The 20,210-nt window shown below is 39.4% G+C and carries 12 protein-coding genes and 1 pseudogene; 7 read left to right on the forward strand and 6 right to left on the reverse strand.

All coding sequences use genetic code 11. From position 1 onward, the window contains the following. Nucleotides 1–193 precede the first annotated feature (193 nt). From QUE35_RS13200 to QUE35_RS13230, 7 genes and pseudogenes are all read left to right on the forward strand, one after another. A complete protein-coding gene (locus QUE35_RS13200; RefSeq protein WP_031258094.1) occupies nucleotides 194–1,423 on the forward strand; it encodes a glycoside hydrolase family 99 protein in 1,230 nt (409 codons plus the stop codon). Between the two features lie 24 nt (nucleotides 1,424–1,447). Beyond that, complete coding sequence (locus QUE35_RS13205) at nucleotides 1,448–3,751, forward strand: GH92 family glycosyl hydrolase (RefSeq protein WP_022599718.1); 2,304 nt, start codon at nucleotides 1,448–1,450, stop codon at nucleotides 3,749–3,751. A 10-nt stretch (nucleotides 3,752–3,761) separates the two neighbouring features. Further along, nucleotides 3,762–6,668 (forward strand): glycoside hydrolase family 2 protein, encoded by a 2,907-nt coding sequence (locus QUE35_RS13210; RefSeq protein WP_031258096.1) that lies wholly within the window; start codon nucleotides 3,762–3,764, stop codon nucleotides 6,666–6,668. 241 nt (nucleotides 6,669–6,909) lie between these two features. Beyond that, nucleotides 6,910–8,058 carry a chorismate transformation FkbO/Hyg5 family protein gene (locus QUE35_RS13215; RefSeq protein WP_022599720.1) on the forward strand — a complete coding sequence of 383 codons (1,149 nt, stop codon included), beginning with the start codon at nucleotides 6,910–6,912 and terminating at the stop codon, nucleotides 8,056–8,058. 338 nt (nucleotides 8,059–8,396) lie between these two features. After that, a pseudogene (locus QUE35_RS13220) lies at nucleotides 8,397–11,427 on the forward strand (glycoside hydrolase family 95 protein). Between the two features lie 152 nt (nucleotides 11,428–11,579). Continuing rightward, nucleotides 11,580–12,296 carry a GDSL-type esterase/lipase family protein gene (locus QUE35_RS13225; protein ID WP_022599753.1) on the forward strand — a complete coding sequence of 239 codons (717 nt, stop codon included), beginning with the start codon at nucleotides 11,580–11,582 and terminating at the stop codon, nucleotides 12,294–12,296. Nucleotides 12,297–12,329: 33 nt separating this feature from the next. After that, nucleotides 12,330–15,038 carry a cytochrome c biogenesis protein CcsA gene (locus QUE35_RS13230; RefSeq protein ID WP_022599755.1) on the forward strand — a complete coding sequence of 903 codons (2,709 nt, stop codon included), beginning with the start codon at nucleotides 12,330–12,332 and terminating at the stop codon, nucleotides 15,036–15,038. On the opposite strand, the gene QUE35_RS13235 is transcribed toward QUE35_RS13230, so the two are convergent. The 6 genes from QUE35_RS13235 to QUE35_RS13260 all read right to left on the reverse strand — a co-directional run bounded on the left by QUE35_RS13235 (nucleotide 15,030) and on the right by QUE35_RS13260 (nucleotide 20,200). Then, the gene (locus QUE35_RS13235; RefSeq protein ID WP_009317385.1) at nucleotides 15,030–15,977 is read right to left on the reverse strand and encodes a DMT family transporter; all 948 of its coding nucleotides are present in this window, start codon (nucleotides 15,975–15,977) and stop codon (nucleotides 15,030–15,032) included. The genes QUE35_RS13230 and QUE35_RS13235 overlap by 9 nt on opposite strands. A 189-nt stretch (nucleotides 15,978–16,166) precedes the next feature. Beyond that, the gene (rd, locus tag QUE35_RS13240) at nucleotides 16,167–16,328 is read right to left on the reverse strand and encodes a rubredoxin (protein ID WP_022599759.1); all 162 of its coding nucleotides are present in this window, start codon (nucleotides 16,326–16,328) and stop codon (nucleotides 16,167–16,169) included. Nucleotides 16,329–16,384: 56 nt separating this feature from the next. Next, nucleotides 16,385–17,110 (reverse strand): LytR/AlgR family response regulator transcription factor, encoded by a 726-nt coding sequence (locus tag QUE35_RS13245; protein WP_022390998.1) that lies wholly within the window; start codon nucleotides 17,108–17,110, stop codon nucleotides 16,385–16,387. Beyond that, entirely contained in the window at nucleotides 17,107–18,183 is a 1,077-nt protein-coding gene (locus QUE35_RS13250; RefSeq protein ID WP_022599761.1) for a sensor histidine kinase, read from the reverse strand. Before QUE35_RS13250 ends, QUE35_RS13245 begins: the two co-directional genes overlap by 4 nt. Nucleotides 18,184–18,221: 38 nt before the next feature. After that, nucleotides 18,222–19,442 (reverse strand): ABC transporter permease, encoded by a 1,221-nt coding sequence (locus QUE35_RS13255; protein WP_022391000.1) that lies wholly within the window; start codon nucleotides 19,440–19,442, stop codon nucleotides 18,222–18,224. An 11-nt stretch (nucleotides 19,443–19,453) separates the two neighbouring features. Beyond that, nucleotides 19,454–20,200 (reverse strand): ABC transporter ATP-binding protein, encoded by a 747-nt coding sequence (locus QUE35_RS13260; RefSeq protein WP_022391001.1) that lies wholly within the window; start codon nucleotides 20,198–20,200, stop codon nucleotides 19,454–19,456. Nucleotides 20,201–20,210 lie beyond the last annotated feature (10 nt).

The following is a 20,210-nucleotide window of genomic DNA, read 5'->3' on the forward strand; positions in this document are numbered from 1 at the left end:
AGTAAGAATATCCGTTGACAGGGGCAGAAAATCTTTGTCAGCGGATATTTTTTTTGAGAAAATGCAGTTAAAAGGTCAATTGTACACTTTTTTAAGAATTTATTTATCGGCTTATTAAGTAAAAATTAATAATGGGGTTTTTACTTTGTTTTCGTAATCGATAATGAAAAAGGAATATTAAAAGCATATACGCATGAAGAACAAGAATCGTTTATTTTTCGTGATTATAATGATCTTTCCGTTTATCACGATCTCTGCGAAAAATACAAAATATAATTCATATAAGGGACTGATAATGGCAGGCTACCAAGGTTGGTTCAATGCTCCCGATGACGGTGCGGGACGGGGCTGGTATCATTATTCAGGACCGAAAGGTCGTTTCGAACCGGGATGTTGTACTATCGATATGTGGCCTGATGTACGGGAATATGAAAAAGTCTATAAGACGAAGTTTGTTTTTGATGACGGTACTCCGGCTTACACATTCAGTTCACATGACCCTTCTACGGTAGATACCCATTTCCGTTGGATGAAAGAGTATGGTTTAAATGGAGTATTCATGCAACGATTTGTCAATGAAGTAAAAGGGAAGAGTGGGAAAATGCATTTTAATAAAGTGTTAGATTCTGCTGTTTCTTCTGCCCGAAAATATGACAGGGCGATTTGCATAATGTATGATCTGAGCGGAATGAAAAAGGCTGATGTCGATTTTGTACTGTCGGATTTAGATGAGCTGGATAGTACTTATAAGTTTAAGAAAAGAAAAAAAGTGCCGACCTATCTTTTCCATAATAAAAAACCGTTGGTAGCTGTTTGGGGAGTGGGATTCCCCGGCCGTTCTTATGATGTAGAAGATGCTGCGAAGTTGGTAGAGGGAATTCAAAAACGGGGATACAGCGTTATGTTAGGGACTCCGGCGAGATGGCTTCCCAAAGAGGGGAAAAAGCCCTCTGCAGATCAGCTCAAGTTATTAGATCTAATAAAAAAATGTGATATCGTAATGCCTTGGTTTGTGGGATGGTATAATGATAAGGTATATCTGAATATGCAGCCGATTATAGCGGAACATTTAGATTGGTGTAATAAAAATGGGGTTGATTATGCACCATTGGCTTTTCCCGGTTTTTCTTGGAAAAATATGTACGGTCCTAATACTACTCAAATACCGAGAAATAAAGGTGATTTTTTCTGGGCACAGTTATCCGGAGCTATTTCTATGGGTGCAGAGATGTTGTATATAGCTATGTTCGATGAAATAGACGAGGGAACTGCGATATTTAAATGCGCTACCCGTGTCCCGGAATCGTTTGTGCCGATAGAAGAGGGATTGCAAAGCGATCATTATTTATGGTTGGTAGGGGAAGCCGGGAAAATGTTGAGGAAAGAGATACCGTTGAGTATATCCCAACCTGTTAGAAAATAATCGCAGAATTAATTAAGAATAGTTATGAAGAATATGAAATTAATAGGGTGTCATCTGGCAGCAGTTATTGTTTTTTCAGGATTGTTTTTTTCTTGTTCGCAAACTCATGTTGTCAAAGAGTATGTAGATTATGTTAATGTATTCATCGGGACAGGTGGGCACGGCCACACCTATCCCGGTGCTACGTTGCCTCACGGTATGGTGCAGTTGAGCCCTGATACGCGATTGTTCGGGTGGGACGGCTGTTCCGGATATTATTATGCTGATAGCTCTATAATCGGGTTCAGTCATACGCATTTGAGCGGTACGGGAATCGGAGATTACGGGGACATACTGATGATGCCTACTTCCGGAGAAAATAAATTTATGGTATCAGGAAGTGCGGAAGATCCTGATTCAGGCTATCGTTCTCGTTTTTCTCATAAAGAAGAAGAGGCTGTTCCGGGATATTACAAAGTTAGGTTGTCCGATTATGATATTACCGCTGAGTTGACTGCTGCCCTGAGAACAGGTTTTCATCGTTATACATATCCGGAAGGTAAAGCTGCCAATTTGATTATAGATATGGAGCCTACGATTCATGGTCATCAACATCCGGTTACGGAAATACGGATTATAAATGATTCTACTGTTTCGGGAATGAAATATACGACGGGATGGGCAAAAAATCATTATGTTTATTTTTATGCAGAGTTTTCAAGACCATTTACTCATACGTTGTATTCGGGAGATACATTAATTGAGGGAAATCTCGTGAAAGCGAAAACGGCAAAGGCGTTGTTGACTTTTATTCCTGAGGAGGCAAAAAAAGAGGTTCTGGTTAAAGTCGGCATTTCTTCTGTCGATTGTGAAGGTGCGAAGAAAAATATGAAGGCTGATATTTCGGGATGGGATTTTGATAAAACCGTAGCGGATGCCCGTAAAATATGGAATAACGAACTTTCGGTTATCGATGTCAAGACCGATGATGCTGAACAAAGGGAAATTTTCTATACAGCCTTATATCATACGGCCATATCGCCTTGTATCGCTTCTGATGTTGACGGACGTTACCGGACAATGGGACACACGATCGTACAAGACACTTCTTATACGAATTATACTCTTTTTTCTTTGTGGGATACTTTCCGGGCATTGCATCCGTTATATACGGTGATTCGTCCCGATATTAATCAGGCATTTATCCGGGCTTTCTTGAGAAAATACGATGAGAGCGGCGTACTTCCCAAATGGGAACTGGCTTCGAACGAAACCGGTACGATGATCGGTTATCATGCTGTATCGGTAATTGCCGATGCTTTTTTCAAGAATCAACGTAATTTTGACGTAAATAGAGCTTTGTCGGCATGTGTCCGTTCATCTACTTATGATACGACGGGCATTACACCTATGATGCCGGCTTCTATTGTTGCTCGTATTATGCCTTTGGAATTAAAGTATAAAAACGAATTAGGTTATGTACCGGCCGATCGTTGCGGAAGATCGGTCTCGCAAGGTATAGAGTTTGCATATAATGACTGGCTGATCGCACAGATGGCAGAGGCTTTGGATCAGAAAGATATAGCTGATGCTTATACGAAAAGAGGAGAATATTGGAAAAACTACGTCGATCCTGAGACCCGTTTGATGAGAGGTCGCAATATGAATGGTTCATGGGTAACGCCTTTTGATCCGAGAGCGACTTTTAAGGGTTCTTGCTATGTAGAGGGGAATGCGTGGCAGTGGAGTTGGTTTATTCCTCAAGATGTCCCCGGATTGATCGAAGAAATGGGAGGAAAGGATGCTTTTGTTGCCAAGTTGGATTCTATGTTTTCAATGTCCTCGGAGTTGACCGGAGATGCCGGTGCAGCTCTCGATGTTACAGGAATGATAGGACAATATGCACATGGAAATGAACCCAGTCATCATATCCCTTATCTTTATAATTATGTAGATGAAGCATGGAAGACCCAGGCTTTGGTCGATTCTATTCTTTGTACTTTATATCACGATGATCCGGATGGAATTTCGGGAAATGAAGATTGTGGTCAAATGTCGGCTTGGTATGTCCTTAATTCCATGGGATTTTATTCTTTCTGTCCGGGTATTCCGGTTTATGAGATCGGCCGTCCGTTGTTTGACGAAGTTACGGTGCGATTGTCCGGGGATAAGACATTTGTAGTAAAAGCATTAAATAACAGTAAAGAAAATAAGTATGTCCAGTCTGTAAAATGGAACGGTTTACCGTTATCCGAACCTCGTTTTTCTCATCAAATGCTTGCCAGTGGGGGAGTATTGGAGTTTGAAATGGGGAAAGAACCGAATAAGGAATTATTTAAAACGTATTAATTTGATTTACATGAGAGATACTATTGCAATTTTGAGTTTGACGGCAGCATTATTGACGGGAGGAGATTTGTTGTTTGCAAAGGATAAAGTCGTGTTTAATCGGGATTTTTCTCCTGCAGAAGGACTTGTGTCACCGCAAGAAAAACCGTATCGGCAAGAAATATGTTTGAACGGGTTGTGGGATTTTCAACCGGTAGCCGTGCCTCGTGATTGGAAGCAGGGGAATGGAGTTGCCCCCATATTGACAGAGCCTCGAGAGGGGCAGTGGGAACAAGTAAAAATAAAAATTCCGTCACCGTGGAATGTAAATGATTGGGGCGGTGGAATAGAGACCGGAGAGGGTTCAAAGAATCCTTACGCTCCGAGTTCTGTTTATTATCCCTCATATCCATCCTCTTGGATACGAGAAAAAATGGGGTGGTTACGCCGGGAGTTTTCGATACCTGCCGATTGGAAAAAAGATAATCGTCTAATACTTCATTTTGAAGCTGTTGCAGGAGAATGTGTTGTAAAGGTCAATGGTAAAGAAGTTTGTCGGAATTTTGACCAATATTTGCCGTTTGATGCGGATGTTACCGATTATATTGATTGGAATAAGCCGAATGAGTTGTTAGTAGGTGTACGCCATAATACTCTTTTCCAGAAATTTCATCCGGAATATAAAAAAATGAAAACAACTTATGCATTGGGTTCTAATACCGATAAGATCGTCGGTATTTGGCAAGATGTATTTTTGTGGGCTGTACCTGAAGTTCGGGTAACGGAAGCTTTTATAAAGCCTTGGGTAGATCGTGATGAATTGGAAATAGATGTAAATATAATCAATCAGTCTCGACAACTTAAAACTATTTTATTAGGAGGTGATGCTCGTGAGTGGATTAACAATGCCGGAAAAACGATTTTGGATGCTCCTGAGATTAAATGGACATTAGGACATACGGCATTGACGATAGATCCGGTATCTGTGACTTTAAAACCGGGAGAAACACAAAAAGTAACTTTGCAAACTAAAGTAGGAAATCGATTGAAACTTTGGTCACCCGAAACCCCTAATTTGTATATGCTTTCTTTGAAAATTTCAGATAAGAAACAAACGTATGATATTAAGGATATTCGTTTCGGATGGCGTCAGTTCAAACTGTCGGGAACAGACTTTTTGTTGAACGGTAAGAAAATTCAGTGTGTCGGTGATATACAGCACCCTTTCGGTCCTTATATCTGTTCACGTCGTTTTGCTTGGGCATGGTTGCAGATGATTAAGGATTTTGGAGGGAATTCGGTACGTCCTCACGCACAGCCGTGGCCGCGTGTGTATTATGATTTGGCGGATGAGATGGGAATTATGGTATTGGATGAAACCGGATTGTTCGGAAGTTCTATCAATCTTAATTTTGAAGCACCTGAAGCTTGGGAACATTATGCGGAACATTTGGAACGTCTGATTCTTCGAGACAGAAATCACCCTTCTGTAATTGGTTGGAGTGTCGGTAATGAATTATTTGCTATTGCTCTTTTAAATAAACCGTCTAAAGAGGTGGCGAAAAAATGGGATGATAAAATTGTAGAACTTGCAGATCGTGTGCCGGCATGGGATCCGACGAGGGGTTTTATAACTTGTGACGGAGACCGGGATTTAGACGGGCGATTGCCTGTGTGGAGTAAGCATTTCGGGCACGGGCTGAAATTGGATTTATTACCGGAGAAGAAAGATAAACCGATGATTGTCGGAGAATCGGGAGCCACCTATTATGGGAAACCTGATCAATTGTATCAGTTTGCAGGAGATAAGCCATATATTTCTTATTACGGACGTAATGAAGCTTTGGCAGTAGATGTATATCAGAATGTACAGAAAATGGCAAAACCGTTTTTGGCTTATTATTCACCGTCCGAAGTTTGTTGGTTCGGATTGGAACATCTGAATCTCGGTTATGGCGATTATTCCCGTTTACCAGATGGGCAGGACGGTGTATTTGCTGGAAAAGTTTATGAAGAGGGTAAGCCTGGATATCAATTTGAGCGCATTCCGCCTTATGTGACAACTTTTAATCCGGGAATCGATCCTTCATTGCCTCTCTATAAACCGTTGCCTATGTTTCATGCCTTAAAGGCTGCATTAGCAGATAAACCTTGCGAATGGGATCATTATACGGAGTTGAAAATTCCGAAACCCGCAGCTCTTCCTCAGCCGGTGCATTCCGAAGTATTTTTTATCGGAGATAAAACCGGAGCATTGGCTGGTCATTTAAGAAAAACAGGGATAACGTTTTCTAAGAATAAAAAGTCTTCTGTGGTAATTGTTGATGGAGAGAACATCGGTGACGATCAATTGAAGCAATTTGCCGCTGTTATGAAATCTGCTAAAAAATCCGGTCGTACGATTCTGATAATGACGGCCACTAAAGGTATTGATTCGAAGATTTTACCGTTATTGCCTGCAAATATTGAAACGACAAATAGAACGGCGACGGCATTTAATCCCGGTGAAAGATCTGAATGGGGAGGATATTTTACTGTCCCGGCACTTTATTTTTCAGAAATAGATAGTAAAGAACCCATCCTTAAACAGGGACTCTCAGGAGCTTTTGTCGATGAGGGAACTATCGTTTTCGATGCCTCGGGAGTCGATTGGTCTCTCTTTAATCGGGCTCCGGAGAATAGGAAATGTGCACAAGTAGTATTATATGAAAAGCTACAGAAACCATCAGGGGTAGCAATGGTTACCTATCCTTTAGGAAAATCGGTGATAGCAGTTTCTTCTATAAACTATCTTGTCGATACAAAAGAGACTGCGGCTTTTTGGGAACGATTCTTTTCTGTGATGAAAATAGATTTGAATAAGGATAATGTACAGTCTGGAAAAAGTAAAAAGGTACAGCACGATTTATTGTTGGACGGACCTGTAGATAGTAAATAAATAATTATTAGGTTTTCATTATTAGGGGTAAGAGTCTGTTTGAATTTTGTACAGGTCGAGTTTGAGAATTTCCTCATCGTAAAATTTAGATAGGCTTTAAGAATGTCCGGTCGTCATTTGATGTTCGGGCATTTTTATTTTTACCTATTTTTAGGTATTGCAACAGGATTGTATCATTTTGTACTTTTGTATCAAAATTAAGCGTTGCAAAAAATATTGCGAAAAAATAAGAATAGCAGGAATGAATGATTGTCGTTATATATGTCGCTCTTTAAGGGAAAGCCAGGCGGACTTTTCTGCCATGGTAAGGTCTTTATTGAATAGGTATCAACCGAAAAATGTCCCTGTCCGTCTGGTCTTTTTCGGAGACGTTACGGATAATGTCCGTTATCGGGAAGAGCTTGATATTATTCGAAAAGAAGCCGATATCCATTTTGGAGATAAACTCCCTGTAATTAGTTATGTAGCTCAGAAACCCTTGGACGGTAGCGGTTTGGTTATGGAAGCTCATGAATTGAAAATACTTCAAGGGGAGACGGTTGAATATAAATCGTTGTGGACAAATTTTTATATTACAGTGACATCCTCTCATGTGAAACATCTCTTTTTAGGAGGAGTAATGAGCGATAATTTAGACGAAAGTTTTTCCGTTCAATCTTACAATGTATTTGATATTGTCGAAAAGATATTGCAGATAGAGAACATGCCTGTACATTCTATCGTCCGACAATGGAATTATATTGAACAGATTACGGCATTTGACGGAGAACATCAACATTATCAGGATTTTAATGATGCACGAAGTTTTTTTTATAATTATTCACAATGGCCTGAAGGTTATCCTGCGGCAACAGGAATAGGAATGGCGTGTGGAGGAATTGTTGTCGATATCAATGCGGTTTATGCGGATGACGCTTCTATAAAGATCGATGCAATAGATAATGGTTGGCAAGTCGCGGCACATGCTTATTCGCAAAATGTTCTATTCGGAGAGAAAGATCCTCGTTTTCAAAGTAAGACTACTCCTAAATTTGAACGTGCTAAACGGGTAAAGCAGGAAAATTATGAAATAGTTTATGTGTCGGGAACTGCAGCTATACGTGGAGAAGAAAGTCTTTTGGAAGTCGGTATTGAAAAGCAGACTCAAGCAACAATAGAAAATATCGATTATCTGATTTCAGAAGAAAATATTCGAAGGCAAGGTATTTCGTTTTTCGGGTCTTCTTATAGATTAAAAAGTTGCCGAGTATATCTGAAAGATATTTCTTTAATGGAAAATGCCCGAGTGATTGTTGAAAAGCTATATTCCGATGTTGAGTCTATTTATCTTTTAGCTGATGTGTGTCGGGATGAATTATTGATAGAAATAGAAGGAATCGCTTCTGTATGATTGATTTTGAATTGTAAAGTTTTCGCATAGTTAATAAAGTCTTCAAATTATTTTTAATTCCTTTTTATATCGAAAAACAATTTTTATATTTGATCTGTAATTAAAATTCTTCGTAAGGTTAGAATCTTGAATAAGAACTTTATTACTGATCATTAGATGTTGATGTATTATTGGGTAGGTTATGAAAGGACCAGTAATGAACAGGATGTCTCAGTTTCCCTTTTGAAGATGATATCAGGAATCTTTTTAGTTGGAGAATAAGTAACAGAGAGAAATAATGTTACTTTTTTAATTGGTGAATGAGTTCCTGTTGTCGGTCGAATAAATATGTTTTTAATATGAAATTTATCTATAAGATGAGAGGAATAAGTAGAATTTATTGGGGAATACTGTTGATATTCCTGTGTCCTTGGAAAACAGATGCTGCATCTTTTTCTGGTTTTCGTCAACCTGAAATGAAAGCTGTGTATAATAAACCGGCTAAAGTATGGGAAAGCGAAGCGCTTCCTATCGGTAACGGATATATGGGGGCTATGATTTTCGGCGATGTTTATCGGGATGTCATTCAAGTTAATGAGCATTCGTTATGGTCCGGTGGTCCGGGAGAGAATCCTGATTATGATGGGGGGCATTTGGGAACATCTGCAGAAAATAGAGCTAATTTGCAGAAAGTCAGGAGAGCTTTACAGCAGAAAATGAATGAATTTTCTAAAAATGATGCTGCTCATTTTAATTCTACCGGAAAGTTGATTACCAAAGATTATGGTAATGAGGAAAAAGACGGAATAAAACCTCTCATCGAAAGTCTTCGCGGAGCTAAGAATAATTTTGGTTCGTATCAGACTTTAGGTAATATTGAAATAGCCTATAATTCATTGGTTATTCCGGATGTCATAAGATTTGATAGTGATTGTGATAATATCAATAATTATGATCAGCGGGTGGATAAATTGTTTGACGGAAATCGTGATACGAAATGGTATGCTGATAAAGGGTTTCAACAGAAATTTCCCTGTTATGTTGCTTGGGAGTACGAGACGAAACAGAAAATAAAATCTTATAGTCTTACATCGGGAGATGATGTTCCGGATAGAGATCCCATATCGTGGAATTTTTATGGTTCAAATGATGGTAAAAGATATTTATTGATTGATAAACAGTCTAATATAAGTTTTGAGAGTCGTAAAAAAACTTTGAAGTTTCCGTTAAAAAGAGAAGTGAGTTATAAATTTTTTAAATTAGAGATTACAGGTGTTGCAGCCGGCAATATGACTACACCTCCGCAACTATCGGATATAGAGCTCGAATATGAACAATTAGATGAACCTTTAGAGCCGTATAGTGATTATGTGCGGATGCTTGATATAGATAATGCAGTACATTCGGTAACTTATAAGGAGAACGGAACGACGTTTACCCGTGAATGTTTTATGAGTTATCCGGATAATGTAATGGTAATGCGATTGAAGGCAGATAAAAAGGGTAAAATCTCTCGTACATTTGCGATAACGTCCCTTCAGTCAAAAAAGCAAATATCTGCATCTGGAAATACAATAACGATGACGGGACAACCTGTTTTGCATAAGGAAAACGGATTGAAGTTTGCCCAGCAAGTAAAAGTGTTGAATAAAGGTGGGCATTCTGAAGTTGTCGGTAATAAAAAAATTCGAGTGAAAGATGCTGATGAAGTGATCTTGCTTATGTCTGCAGCAACGAATTATCAGCAGTCTATGGATGAAAAATTCGATTATTTCTCGGATGAAGATCCTCTGACGACCGTAAAACAGACGCTGATAGCGGCCAGAGTCGAAAACATACGAAGATTTACTCTCTTCGCATAAAAAGGATTATAAGGCATTGTATGACAGAATGAGTTTGAATTTGGGAAATATAACCGGAATGCCGACTAAGACTACCGATATATTGTTGAAAGATTTTTACAAAGGCAATACTGTTGAAGAAAATCTATATACCGAAATGTTATATTATCAATTCGGACGATATTTGCTGATCGCTTCCTCTCGGGAGAACTCTTTGCCGGCGAATTTACAAGGTGTATGGGGCGAAAGATTGTCCAATCCGTGGAATGCCGATTATCATACCAATATTAACGTACAGATGAATTATTGGCCGGCACAGCAAACCAATTTAAGCCCTTGTCATATACCGTTGATTTCTTATATTAACAGTTTAGTTCCCAGAGGCAAGATAACAGCTCGGCACTATTATTGCAAACCTGATGGCGGTGATGTGCGTGGTTGGGTAACGCATCATGAAAATAATATATGGGGGAATACTGCTCCGGGAACGAGTTACGGGGCATTTCATTTTCCTGCCGGGGCAGCATGGATGTGTCAGGATATATGGGAGTATTATCAATTTAATTGTGACAAGAAATTTTTGGAACAAAACTATAATACGCTTTTAGGCGCAGCCTTGTTTTGGGTGGATAACTTGTGGACGGATGAACGGGATGGAACGTTGGTCGCTAATCCGTCTCATTCTCCTGAACATGGCGAATATTCATTAGGCTGTTCTACGGTCCAGGCGATGATTGCCGAAATATTCGATATTGTAATTAAAGCGAGTGAGGATTTGGGAAAAGATACGAAAGAGGTTGCCGAGATAAAGGCGGCGAAAAGTAAATTGGCAGGTCCTCAAATAGGATTAGGCGGACAGTTTATGGAGTGGAAAGACGAAGTAACGAAAGATATAACCGGAGACGGGCAGCACAGACATGTCAATCATCTGTTTTGGTTGCATCCGGGATCACAGATTGTTGCCGGAAGAAGCGTACAGGAAGATAAGTATGTGGAGGCAATGAAAAAAACTTTGGAAACAAGAGGTGATGGCGGTACGGGCTGGAGTAAAGCATGGAAGATTAATTTCTGGGCTCGTCTGAGAGACGGTAACCGCGCTCATAAATTATTGAAAGAGGCGCTGACCCTTACATATACAGGTAATCCGGCTAATATCGGAGGAGTTTATCAGAATTTGTTCGATACGCATCCGCCTTTCCAGATAGATGGAAATTTTGGAGCAACTTCGGGTATTGCGGAGATGTTGCTTCAAAGTCAAGGCGGTTATATAGAATTGCTTCCTGCCATACCGGATGATTGGGCGAATGGAACATTCGAGGGGTTAAAAGCGAGAGGAAATTTTGAGATCGATGCCGAATGGAAAAACGGAGTTCTCGTTACGGCCGAGCTAACTTCTAATTCAGGCAAAGAATGCGTTATAAAATATCCTGACGCAAAAAATTTGATAGTTAAGTCGAAAAATGGAGATACTGTAGCAAAAAAAGTCATCGATAATGATAAAATATCATTTATTACAACAGCAGGTGCGGTATATGAAATTTGTAGATAAAAAATAAAATATTAAGAGTCTGTTTAAGTTTTGCGATAAAAATATATATTTGATCTTTTTGAGTTTATTCTTTGATTTGTTTCTTGTTGGAGCTGAAAAAATGTTTTTGAAAATAACATAAAGAATGTCTGTGTAAAATTTAGCTATGAAAGATGGAAAAGAGTGGAGATATTTTTATTAGTCGGCATCTTCACTCTTTTTTAGATTTAATGATTGATTATATGTATAAATATTTGATCTGTGTTTTTATATTCTTTTTAGGAAATGCAAAAATGTATGCACAGCGTGTAGCTTGTATAGGAGCGAGTATTACTTATGGCGCTACGATACCGGAAAGAGAGAAGTATGCTTATCCGGCTCAGTTGGGGGCATTGCTTGGTGTAGGGTATGAAGTATTTAATTACGGGGTAAGCGGTTGTACGATGTTGAAAAAAGGCAATCTGTCTTATTGGAATACAAAGGAGTATCTGCAAGCATTATCTTGTAGTCCGGATGTTGTGTTTATCGATTTGGGAGGAAATGACAGTAAATTGATTAATCGGAAGTATCTGAATGAGTTTGAGGCTGATTGCAGAGCCATGATACGTTCTTTTAGGAATTTGCCTTCGAATCCACGAGTTATATTGTTGACGCCTATTGTTTCGTTCGTGACCGATACAACCGGGATATGGAATACGGTTATTGCAAGGGATATTGTTCCTATGACTAAAAAAGCAGCGAGTAAAGAGGGAGTAGAAATTATTGATATGCATCCTTTATTGGAAGATCGTCCCGATTTATTGAAAGATAAAATACATCCCAATGCTGAGGGTGCGAAAATGATGGCGAATAAAATGTATGATTTATTAATGCAGGAGAAAGAAAAATAATTTGAGTTCTCTATACCGGAAGAAAATAATCACATGAAAAAAAGTATCCGTTGTTTATCCTTTTTTACCTCTTATAAATTGATGCTGATATTATTGGCGTTATATGCCGTATTATTGGCTGCTGCGACATTTATCGAAAGTCGTTACGGATCTTCGGCAGCTCGTGCGGTTGTGTATAACAATGTCCTGTTCTATCTCTTACAACTGCTTTTAATCATAAATTTTGTCGGGATTTCATTGAAAGTACATTTATGGAGGCATCGGAAATATGGGGTTATTATATTTCATTGGGCTTTTGCTGTCGTGTTAGCCGGAGCGTTGATCACCCGCATTTGGGGATATGAAGGGATTATACATATTCGGGAGGGAGAACAAACGTCCCGGATGTTAACACACCAGTGTTACATTTCCGGTGTAGCCGAGAGTAAAGGGCATTCTGTAAATTTTGAATTTCCGGTAGAGATCAACTCATTGTTTACGCAGCCTTTTTCTGAAATAATCAGTTTGGAAGATAAGAAAATCCGTATCAGACTTGATAAAGTAAAATATTCATCGTTGCAAAATGGCGATCATTTATTGGAAATGTCTTTGAGAGTCGGAAATGATGAACGTACGGTCTTTTTGTCGGGGAAAGATTATCAGGTCGGCGAGCCGGAGAATGTAAAAGTCGGAAATGTCGACATATCCATTGCTTATGGTTCTGTTTTCAAGACGTTACCGTTTACGATTCGTCTTCAGGATTTCAGATTGATTCGCTATCCGGGTTCACATAGTCCTTCTTCTTTTGAGAGTGATTTGATCCTTATTTCAGGAGGTACGGTTCGGGAAGAAAAGATATACATGAATAGAGTTGTATATGAACAGAACTATCGTTTGTATCAATCATCTTATGATACCGATGAACAGGGAACTGTTCTTTCGGTAAATAATGATACGTTCGGTACATCTGTAACATATATTGGGTATGCCATGTTGTTATTGGGTATGATTTCGATTTTTGCACATAAGGATTCTCGTTTCAGAATTCTGAACAGGAAATTGACTGTTCTTACCGGAAATAGAAAAACAATTGGTTTGTCTTTTTTGTTGTTTTTCTCTGTTTCTGTATCTGCACAGGAGATTACGATAAGAGATTTGCAGAAGAGTGCACTTCCCATGTCTCTTGCCGATCGGTGGGGGCAGTTGCAAATACAGAATCCGTCGGGACGTATAGAGCCTGTCGATACTTATACTGCCTCATTATTGAGAAAAATATATCGTAAAAATTCATTTCACGGATTGACTTCCGAGCAGGTCGTGTTAGGTTTTATTTTCGATGCTGTTTATTGGAATAGTGTACCTGTTATTCGTCAGACGAATTCGGAATTGCACAAGTTGCTTGGGACGACAGGAAGGGAGATCGCTTTTAATGATTTGTTTGAAAATGATGGTACATATAAGCTTGCAAAATTTGTAGAGAATATATATATGAAGCCGGTATCGTCTCGCTCTCGGCTTGAAAAAGATATTTTGAAGTTGGATGAAAAAGTAAATATATTGTATGGCTTGCAACAGGGGAAAATGTTTGCCTTGTTTCCGTGCCCGGGTGATAAAAACGGTAAATGGGTTTCTGCAGGAGATGATCTTTCCGCTTTTTCTGGGAAAGATTCTTTGTTTGTGTCTAAAATTATGTTGTGGTATAGTGACGAATCGATTCGCTCTTATGCAACCGGTAATTGGGAAACCCCGTCCGATATTGTCGGAATGATAGATGTCTATCAGCAAGCCCGGAGTCAAGTACAGATAATGACACAAAAACGACTGAAAGCCGAATTGTTCTATAATAAAGCGAATCTGTTTTTCGTTTCGGCTGTAGGTTATGTGTTATCCGGAATTTTGTTGTTGACGGCTATATTATATTTTCAGTCTAAGCCTTCTCGTTGGTGTAAATGGACTGTTCGTTTTTGCATCGGTACGATTATTTCATTTTTCTTTTTGCAGACATGCGGAATCGGATTGCGTTGGTATATCTCGGGACAAGCTCCTTGGTCTAATGCTTATGAGTCTATGATTTATATCGGTTGGGCTACACTTTTGGCCGGTTTGCTGTTTGCTCGTCGTTCGAGTTTGGTTTTGGCGCTTGCCGCTTTTTTTGCGGGGGTTATCCTTTTTGTTGCCGATCTGAATTGGATGGACCCGGAAATTACTCCGTTAGTTCCTGTCTTAAAATCCTATTGGCTCATGATTCATGTGGCTGTGATTACGGCAAGTTACGGTTTTTTTGGCATGAGTTTTCTGATCGGGGTGCTGACGATGTTTTTTATTGTGCGGAATAATAAGTCGGCAGAAATAAGAAAACTGCGTATTATTAACGAAATGTCATTGCATATCGGTGTTTGTTTGCTTGTTGCAGGTACGTTTTTGGGAGCGGTTTGGGCAAACGAATCGTGGGGGCGTTATTGGGGCTGGGATCCCAAGGAGACATGGGCTTTAATAACACTTGTCGTGTATGCAATGATTATTCATGCTCGTTTTGTGCCGAAATTGCGTAGCGATTATGCATTCAGCGTGATGTCTGTTTATGGGTTATTGGCGGTATTGATGACCTATTTCGGAGTCAATTATTATCTTACCGGATTGCATGCATACGGAAGCGGCGATGTTCCGCCGGCCGTGGATATTATCGGACTGGTTTATCTGGTAATAACGGTTTTAGCCGTTATTGCTGCGAGAAAGAGAATAGCGGACTCTTTATCAAATTGATTCTCTTTCTTTTTCTTTCTGTATTTTCTCTGCATCCATCTGAGCTTTCGATTTACTCTGGGTTACGACATATACGCCGACAAATACTAATGTGATGGCGATGGCTTTAACGAGAGTAAATGTATCCAGGCCTACTATTATGGCAATTAGTGAAGCTACGATAGGTTGAACGTAATTATACATGCTGATGACGGTAGGTCGTAGAGTCTTTTGAGCAATGGGAATAAACATGTACGATAAAAATGTTGCTGCCAAGACGACAAATGCGATTTCAGAATAAAGAGAAACGGGTAGTTCCTCATACTGTATTGTTGCAATATCATGGTAAGAGAACGGTATATAACACATACTGGCGTACATAAACATCCATTTCATCAAGGTTATCGGTGAGTAACGACTGATAAGGTCTTTGAAAATAACGAAATAGGTGGCGACAGAGGCTTGTGCAAACAGACAGAGCAGATCACCTGCTATTTTGTTTTCTCCTGAAGATACGTTTGTACTTTGTCCGCTGATTATTAGCATAAGTGCTCCAACGGCACCCAAAAATATACCGGATACTTTTTTGTTGGTAATAGGTTCTTTCAAATAGAAAGCAGCAATGATCATAGTAATAATCGGAGCTGTTGTCGATACGATGGAGGCATCGATGGGAGAGGTCATAGAAAGTCCGAAAATGAATACTCCCTGATTAAATACGATTCCGCATAAGGCGGCAAAAAATAACATGGCCAGATCTTTAGGAGGAACATTTTCTCTTTTCGTGAAGAGGGAGACCAACCAGAATGCCGCAGCAGCTCCTACCATACGAAATGTTGTGAGAGCAAAAGGTGAGATATCTCCACTATTCAAAACTGTTTTGGAAATAGGAGAATTGAGTCCCCAGATGATATTAGCCGTGAGTATTGCTATATGCCCTTTATATTTACTTGCTGACATATCCATATTTTTTTGATCGTGCAAAAGTAGATTTTGTCTTTGATAAATAGTCGGTTTTTGTTATTTCTTAACATTTGAGAATGAATTAAAATACCGAGTCGAGCCTGCATTTTTTATCAGAAAATTTAGGTAAGTTCTAAAAATATAATGACCTCAGGATTGTTCCGGAGGCCATTATATTTGTTGATTCTATTCTTCTACGGGTTCAAAATCTTCTTTTCCGACACCGCAGACCGGGCATACCCAATCATCGGGTAATTCTTCGAAGGAAGTTCCGGGTTCTATTCTGCCATCCGGGTCACCTAATTCCGGATCATAGATCCAATCGCATACGACACATCTGTACTTCATACTTTTTGATTTTTGTTATGGTTAGTATAATAAACAAGTAAAGCCTTGAAAAGTTGTTAGGATTTTCCGGTTATTGACCGTTGGTTGATCATTGCCTGAAAATTACTTTTGTATGAATCGGAAATCGGAATGTATTGTTTCCCGAAAACGATCCGATTTCGTTCGATAATCTTGATTTTGTCTGTTTGTACGATAAAAGATCGATGTACACGGATGAAACGATCTGAAGGGAGAACATCTTCCAGCGATTTTAAACTCATTAAAGAGAGAATAGGGTGAGGTTCGTTCTCGACATAGATTTTTACATAGTCCTTGAGGCCTTCCACGTATAAAATTTTATCTAATTCTATTTGTACCAGCTTATAGTCTGTTTTAATGAATATTGATTTTAATTCTTCTTTTTTCCGAGCGGTGTTATCCGTAAGTTCATACCATTGGCAAGCTTTCTCACAAGCATTCAGAAAATCAGGGTAAGCAATAGGTTTTAAAAGGTAATCCAGAGCATTTACCCGGTAACTGTCTACGGCATATTGTTCGAAAGCTGTGGTGAAAATAATCCGGCATCTGTCCCCGATGATTTTTGAAAATTCGAGACCGTTCAATTCAGGCATTTGTATATCCAGAAAAAGTAAGTCAACCGGTCTTTCCGATAGATCGGCCAATGCGGTAACAGCATTAGTACAAGAACCTTGCAGGCGTAAAAATGGAGTCTTATCGACATACGATTCTAATAGTCGTATAGCCAGAGGTTCGTCATCGATTATGTAACAGTTCAGTATCATTCTTCTTCAGTATGGGTGAATAATATCAATGCAGAAATATATTTGTCATCTGTCTGTTCAATATTCAGAAGATAACGTCCCGGATAGAGTAGTTCCAATCTTTTACGCAAATTGTCGAGTCCTATTCCCGAGCCGCTTTTATCGGTTTCGTTTTTGGGAAAGTAACTGTTCTCGATCGTACAGACGATGCGTTGGTCGCTGTATTCGCTTATGTTGATATGTATGAAAGATGGTTGGGAGTTGCTGACTCCGTGTTTGAAAGCATTCTCGATCAGGGAGATAAACAAAAGAGGTGCGATCAACGTTCCCGAACTTGCCGATTGGGGCAAAGAAATTTTTATTTCAGTATTGTCGGTCAGTCTCAAACGCATCAATTCTACGTAATTACGCACAAATTCCATTTCTTTTTGGAGCGGTACGAATTCGGGGCTGTTGTCATATAATACGTAACGGAGTAATTTACTTAAATCCATAATCGCCTGTTGCGCCTTTTCCGGAGATAAAGCGATCAGAGAATAAATATTATTCAGGGTATTAAATAAGAAATGAGGATTGAGCTGATTCCTTAAATTTTTTAATTCTGCTTCAGTACGGCTTTTTTCGAGTTCTCTGATTTCATTTTCGGATTGTATCCAGCGGTTGGTCATTTTTATGGCGACACTCATTCCGGTTGCTAAAATTAACGGAATTATGTCCCGAGTAAGGAAAAATAATATACCGTCAAATTTTCTTACCTGAAAGTGTTTAGGAGGATTTGGAGGCATTGCTCCCGGAATATGCAGTTCGTGCCAGAAGTGCAGGCATAAGGTTACGAATGCAATGAGTACGATATTTGAAAGCAGATATTCCCGTGTTTGTTTTCTGAATAAAAATTTATCGATCAGATAGCAATAGTTGAAATAAAAAATGATCATCAATGATACCGGTGCGGAGATAAATCGCAGATAACGATCTATGTAATCGGCGGTCGAGTTCCTTTCGAAAAAAAATAAAGGAATCCCGAATACGATACCCCATCCGAGAAGGTGTATGATTAATTGCAAAGATTTTTTTTTAGGTGTGTCCGGCATCATTTTATGATTATATTACAAATATAAGAAATTATTTGATTTTATTCGTATCGTATAGCATCTATCGGATCGAGGTTAGATGCTTTTTGCGCCGGATACCATCCGAAAAATACTCCGGTTATAGTACATACGGCAAAAGAGAGCAGTACACTCCAGCTTTGTATGTATATAGGCCAGTGTGCAATATTTTTTACGGCAAAAGATGCTCCGATACCGATCAATATTCCGATAATACCTCCTGTAATACTGATTAAGATAGCTTCGATCAAAAACTGGCTTAGGATATCGATGCCTCTTGCTCCGACACTCATACGCAAACCTATTTCACGTGTACGTTCGGTGACCGATACATACATGATGTTCATAATTCCTATACCGCCTACAACTAAAGATATTCCGGCGATACATGCAAGAAGTGTCGTCATCAAATCGGTCGTAGTATTCAGCATTGTACTCAATTCCTGTTGAGACCGGATAGTAAAGTCGTCGTCATCGGACTCTTTCAGTTTATGATTTTTTCTTAAAATCGCAGTAATTTCTTCTGTTGCATTATCAGTCATGTCTTCTGTGAGGGCCGAAGCGAAGATTCCTTGCAGATAAGTAACTGCGAGTAATCTTTTCATGACAGTCGTATAAGGGGCAAGTACGACATCGTCTTGGTCCATCCCCATACTGTTATACCCTTTAGATTTTAGAACACCGACTACTTTGAACGGGATTTTGTTAAAACGGATTACTTTCCCGATAGGATCGCTTCCGTCGGGGAAGAGGTTATCGACTATTGTTTTTCCGATCACGCAGACTTTGGCGGAGCTTTGTATGTCAGCGTTTGTGAACATCGTTCCGTTTTCTATGGAGAGTTGCCGTATTTCGAGATATTCGGGGCTGACTCCGGTTACGGATGATGGATAATTGTTTGCTCCGTTTATCAATTGACCGGAAGATGATACGTTCGGACTGACAGCCGACAAAAAATTTGTTTCATCTTGTAAAGATTTGAAATCATCCAGTTTCAGAGTCTGCATGGCTGAAGGATCTTGACGTACACCGCCCCGCATTTCTGCACCGGGATGTATCATGATCATGTTAGACCCCATTTCTGCGATCTGAGTTTGAATACTTTTTTTTGATCCTTGTCCTATGGCGAGCATCGTGATAACCGATGCAACACCGATAATGATTCCCAACATGGTAAGGAAAGCCCGCAGTTTGTTGTTTGCAAGCGCACGCAAGGCTATTTTTAATAGATTGGTTACGTTCATTGTTTTACGTTTTATTCGTCATCTTCGGGTTTAGGCATAGCCGCTAACGCTTCTGCTGCCGACATGATATTTTTATTTATAGAGTCTTCTATGACTTTACCGTCCCGTAATCGGATATTCCGGCTACTGTATTGTATTAAATCCGGATTGTGAGTAACGAAAATAATCGTACGCCCTTCGGCATGCAATTGCTGGAAGAGTACGAGAATCTCGAAAGATGTTCTCGAATCAAGGTTTCCGGTTGCTTCATCGGCAAGAATTACGGCCGGATTATTTACCAATGCACGTGCGATAGCCACACGTTGCATTTGGCCTCCGGACATTTGGTTCGATTTGTGTTCCAGGCGGTTTCCCAATCCAACATCTTGTAAAGCTTTTATCGCTCTTTTTTTTCTTTCTGCACTATTGATGTCAGGATTATACATCAGCGGGAGCTCTACATTCTCTACGGCTGTTGTTTTGGGTAAAAGATTGTAATTCTGGAATACGAAGCCGATTTTTCTGTTTCTTAATATTGCACGTGCCGATTTGCTCATCGTGCGCACGGATATGCCATCCAGAAAATATTCACCGCTTGTTGGAGTATCGAGACACCCTAATGTATTGAGCAGTGTTGATTTACCAGATCCGGATGTTCCCATAATCGTTACGAATTCACCTTCATAAATCGTAAACGATATACCCCGAAGAGCGTGGACGATTTCATCTCCGACTTGGAAATTTCTTCTTATATTTTGTAATTCGATTACTTTTTTCATAATAAATAGT

It is taken from the genome of Coprobacter fastidiosus (assembly GCF_030296935.1).
GTDB lineage: Bacteria > Bacteroidota > Bacteroidia > Bacteroidales > Coprobacteraceae > Coprobacter > Coprobacter fastidiosus.

Coding starts and splice junctions, on each gene's coding strand:
- QUE35_RS13200 (WP_031258094.1), top strand. CDS start 194: ATGAAGAACAAGAATCGTTTATTTTTCGTGATTATAATGATCTTTCCG.
- QUE35_RS13205 (WP_022599718.1), top strand. CDS start 1,448: ATGAAGAATATGAAATTAATAGGGTGTCATCTGGCAGCAGTTATTGTT.
- QUE35_RS13210 (WP_031258096.1), top strand. CDS start 3,762: ATGAGAGATACTATTGCAATTTTGAGTTTGACGGCAGCATTATTGACG.
- QUE35_RS13215 (WP_022599720.1), top strand. CDS start 6,910: ATGAATGATTGTCGTTATATATGTCGCTCTTTAAGGGAAAGCCAGGCG.
- QUE35_RS13225 (WP_022599753.1), top strand. CDS start 11,580: ATGGAAAAGAGTGGAGATATTTTTATTAGTCGGCATCTTCACTCTTTT.
- QUE35_RS13230 (WP_022599755.1), top strand. CDS start 12,330: ATGAAAAAAAGTATCCGTTGTTTATCCTTTTTTACCTCTTATAAATTG.
- QUE35_RS13235 (WP_009317385.1), bottom strand. CDS start 15,977: ATGTCAGCAAGTAAATATAAAGGGCATATAGCAATACTCACGGCTAAT.
- rd (WP_022599759.1), bottom strand. CDS start 16,328: ATGAAGTACAGATGTGTCGTATGCGATTGGATCTATGATCCGGAATTA.
- QUE35_RS13245 (WP_022390998.1), bottom strand. CDS start 17,110: ATGATACTGAACTGTTACATAATCGATGACGAACCTCTGGCTATACGA.
- QUE35_RS13250 (WP_022599761.1), bottom strand. CDS start 18,183: ATGATGCCGGACACACCTAAAAAAAAATCTTTGCAATTAATCATACAC.
- QUE35_RS13255 (WP_022391000.1), bottom strand. CDS start 19,442: ATGAACGTAACCAATCTATTAAAAATAGCCTTGCGTGCGCTTGCAAAC.
- QUE35_RS13260 (WP_022391001.1), bottom strand. CDS start 20,200: ATGAAAAAAGTAATCGAATTACAAAATATAAGAAGAAATTTCCAAGTC.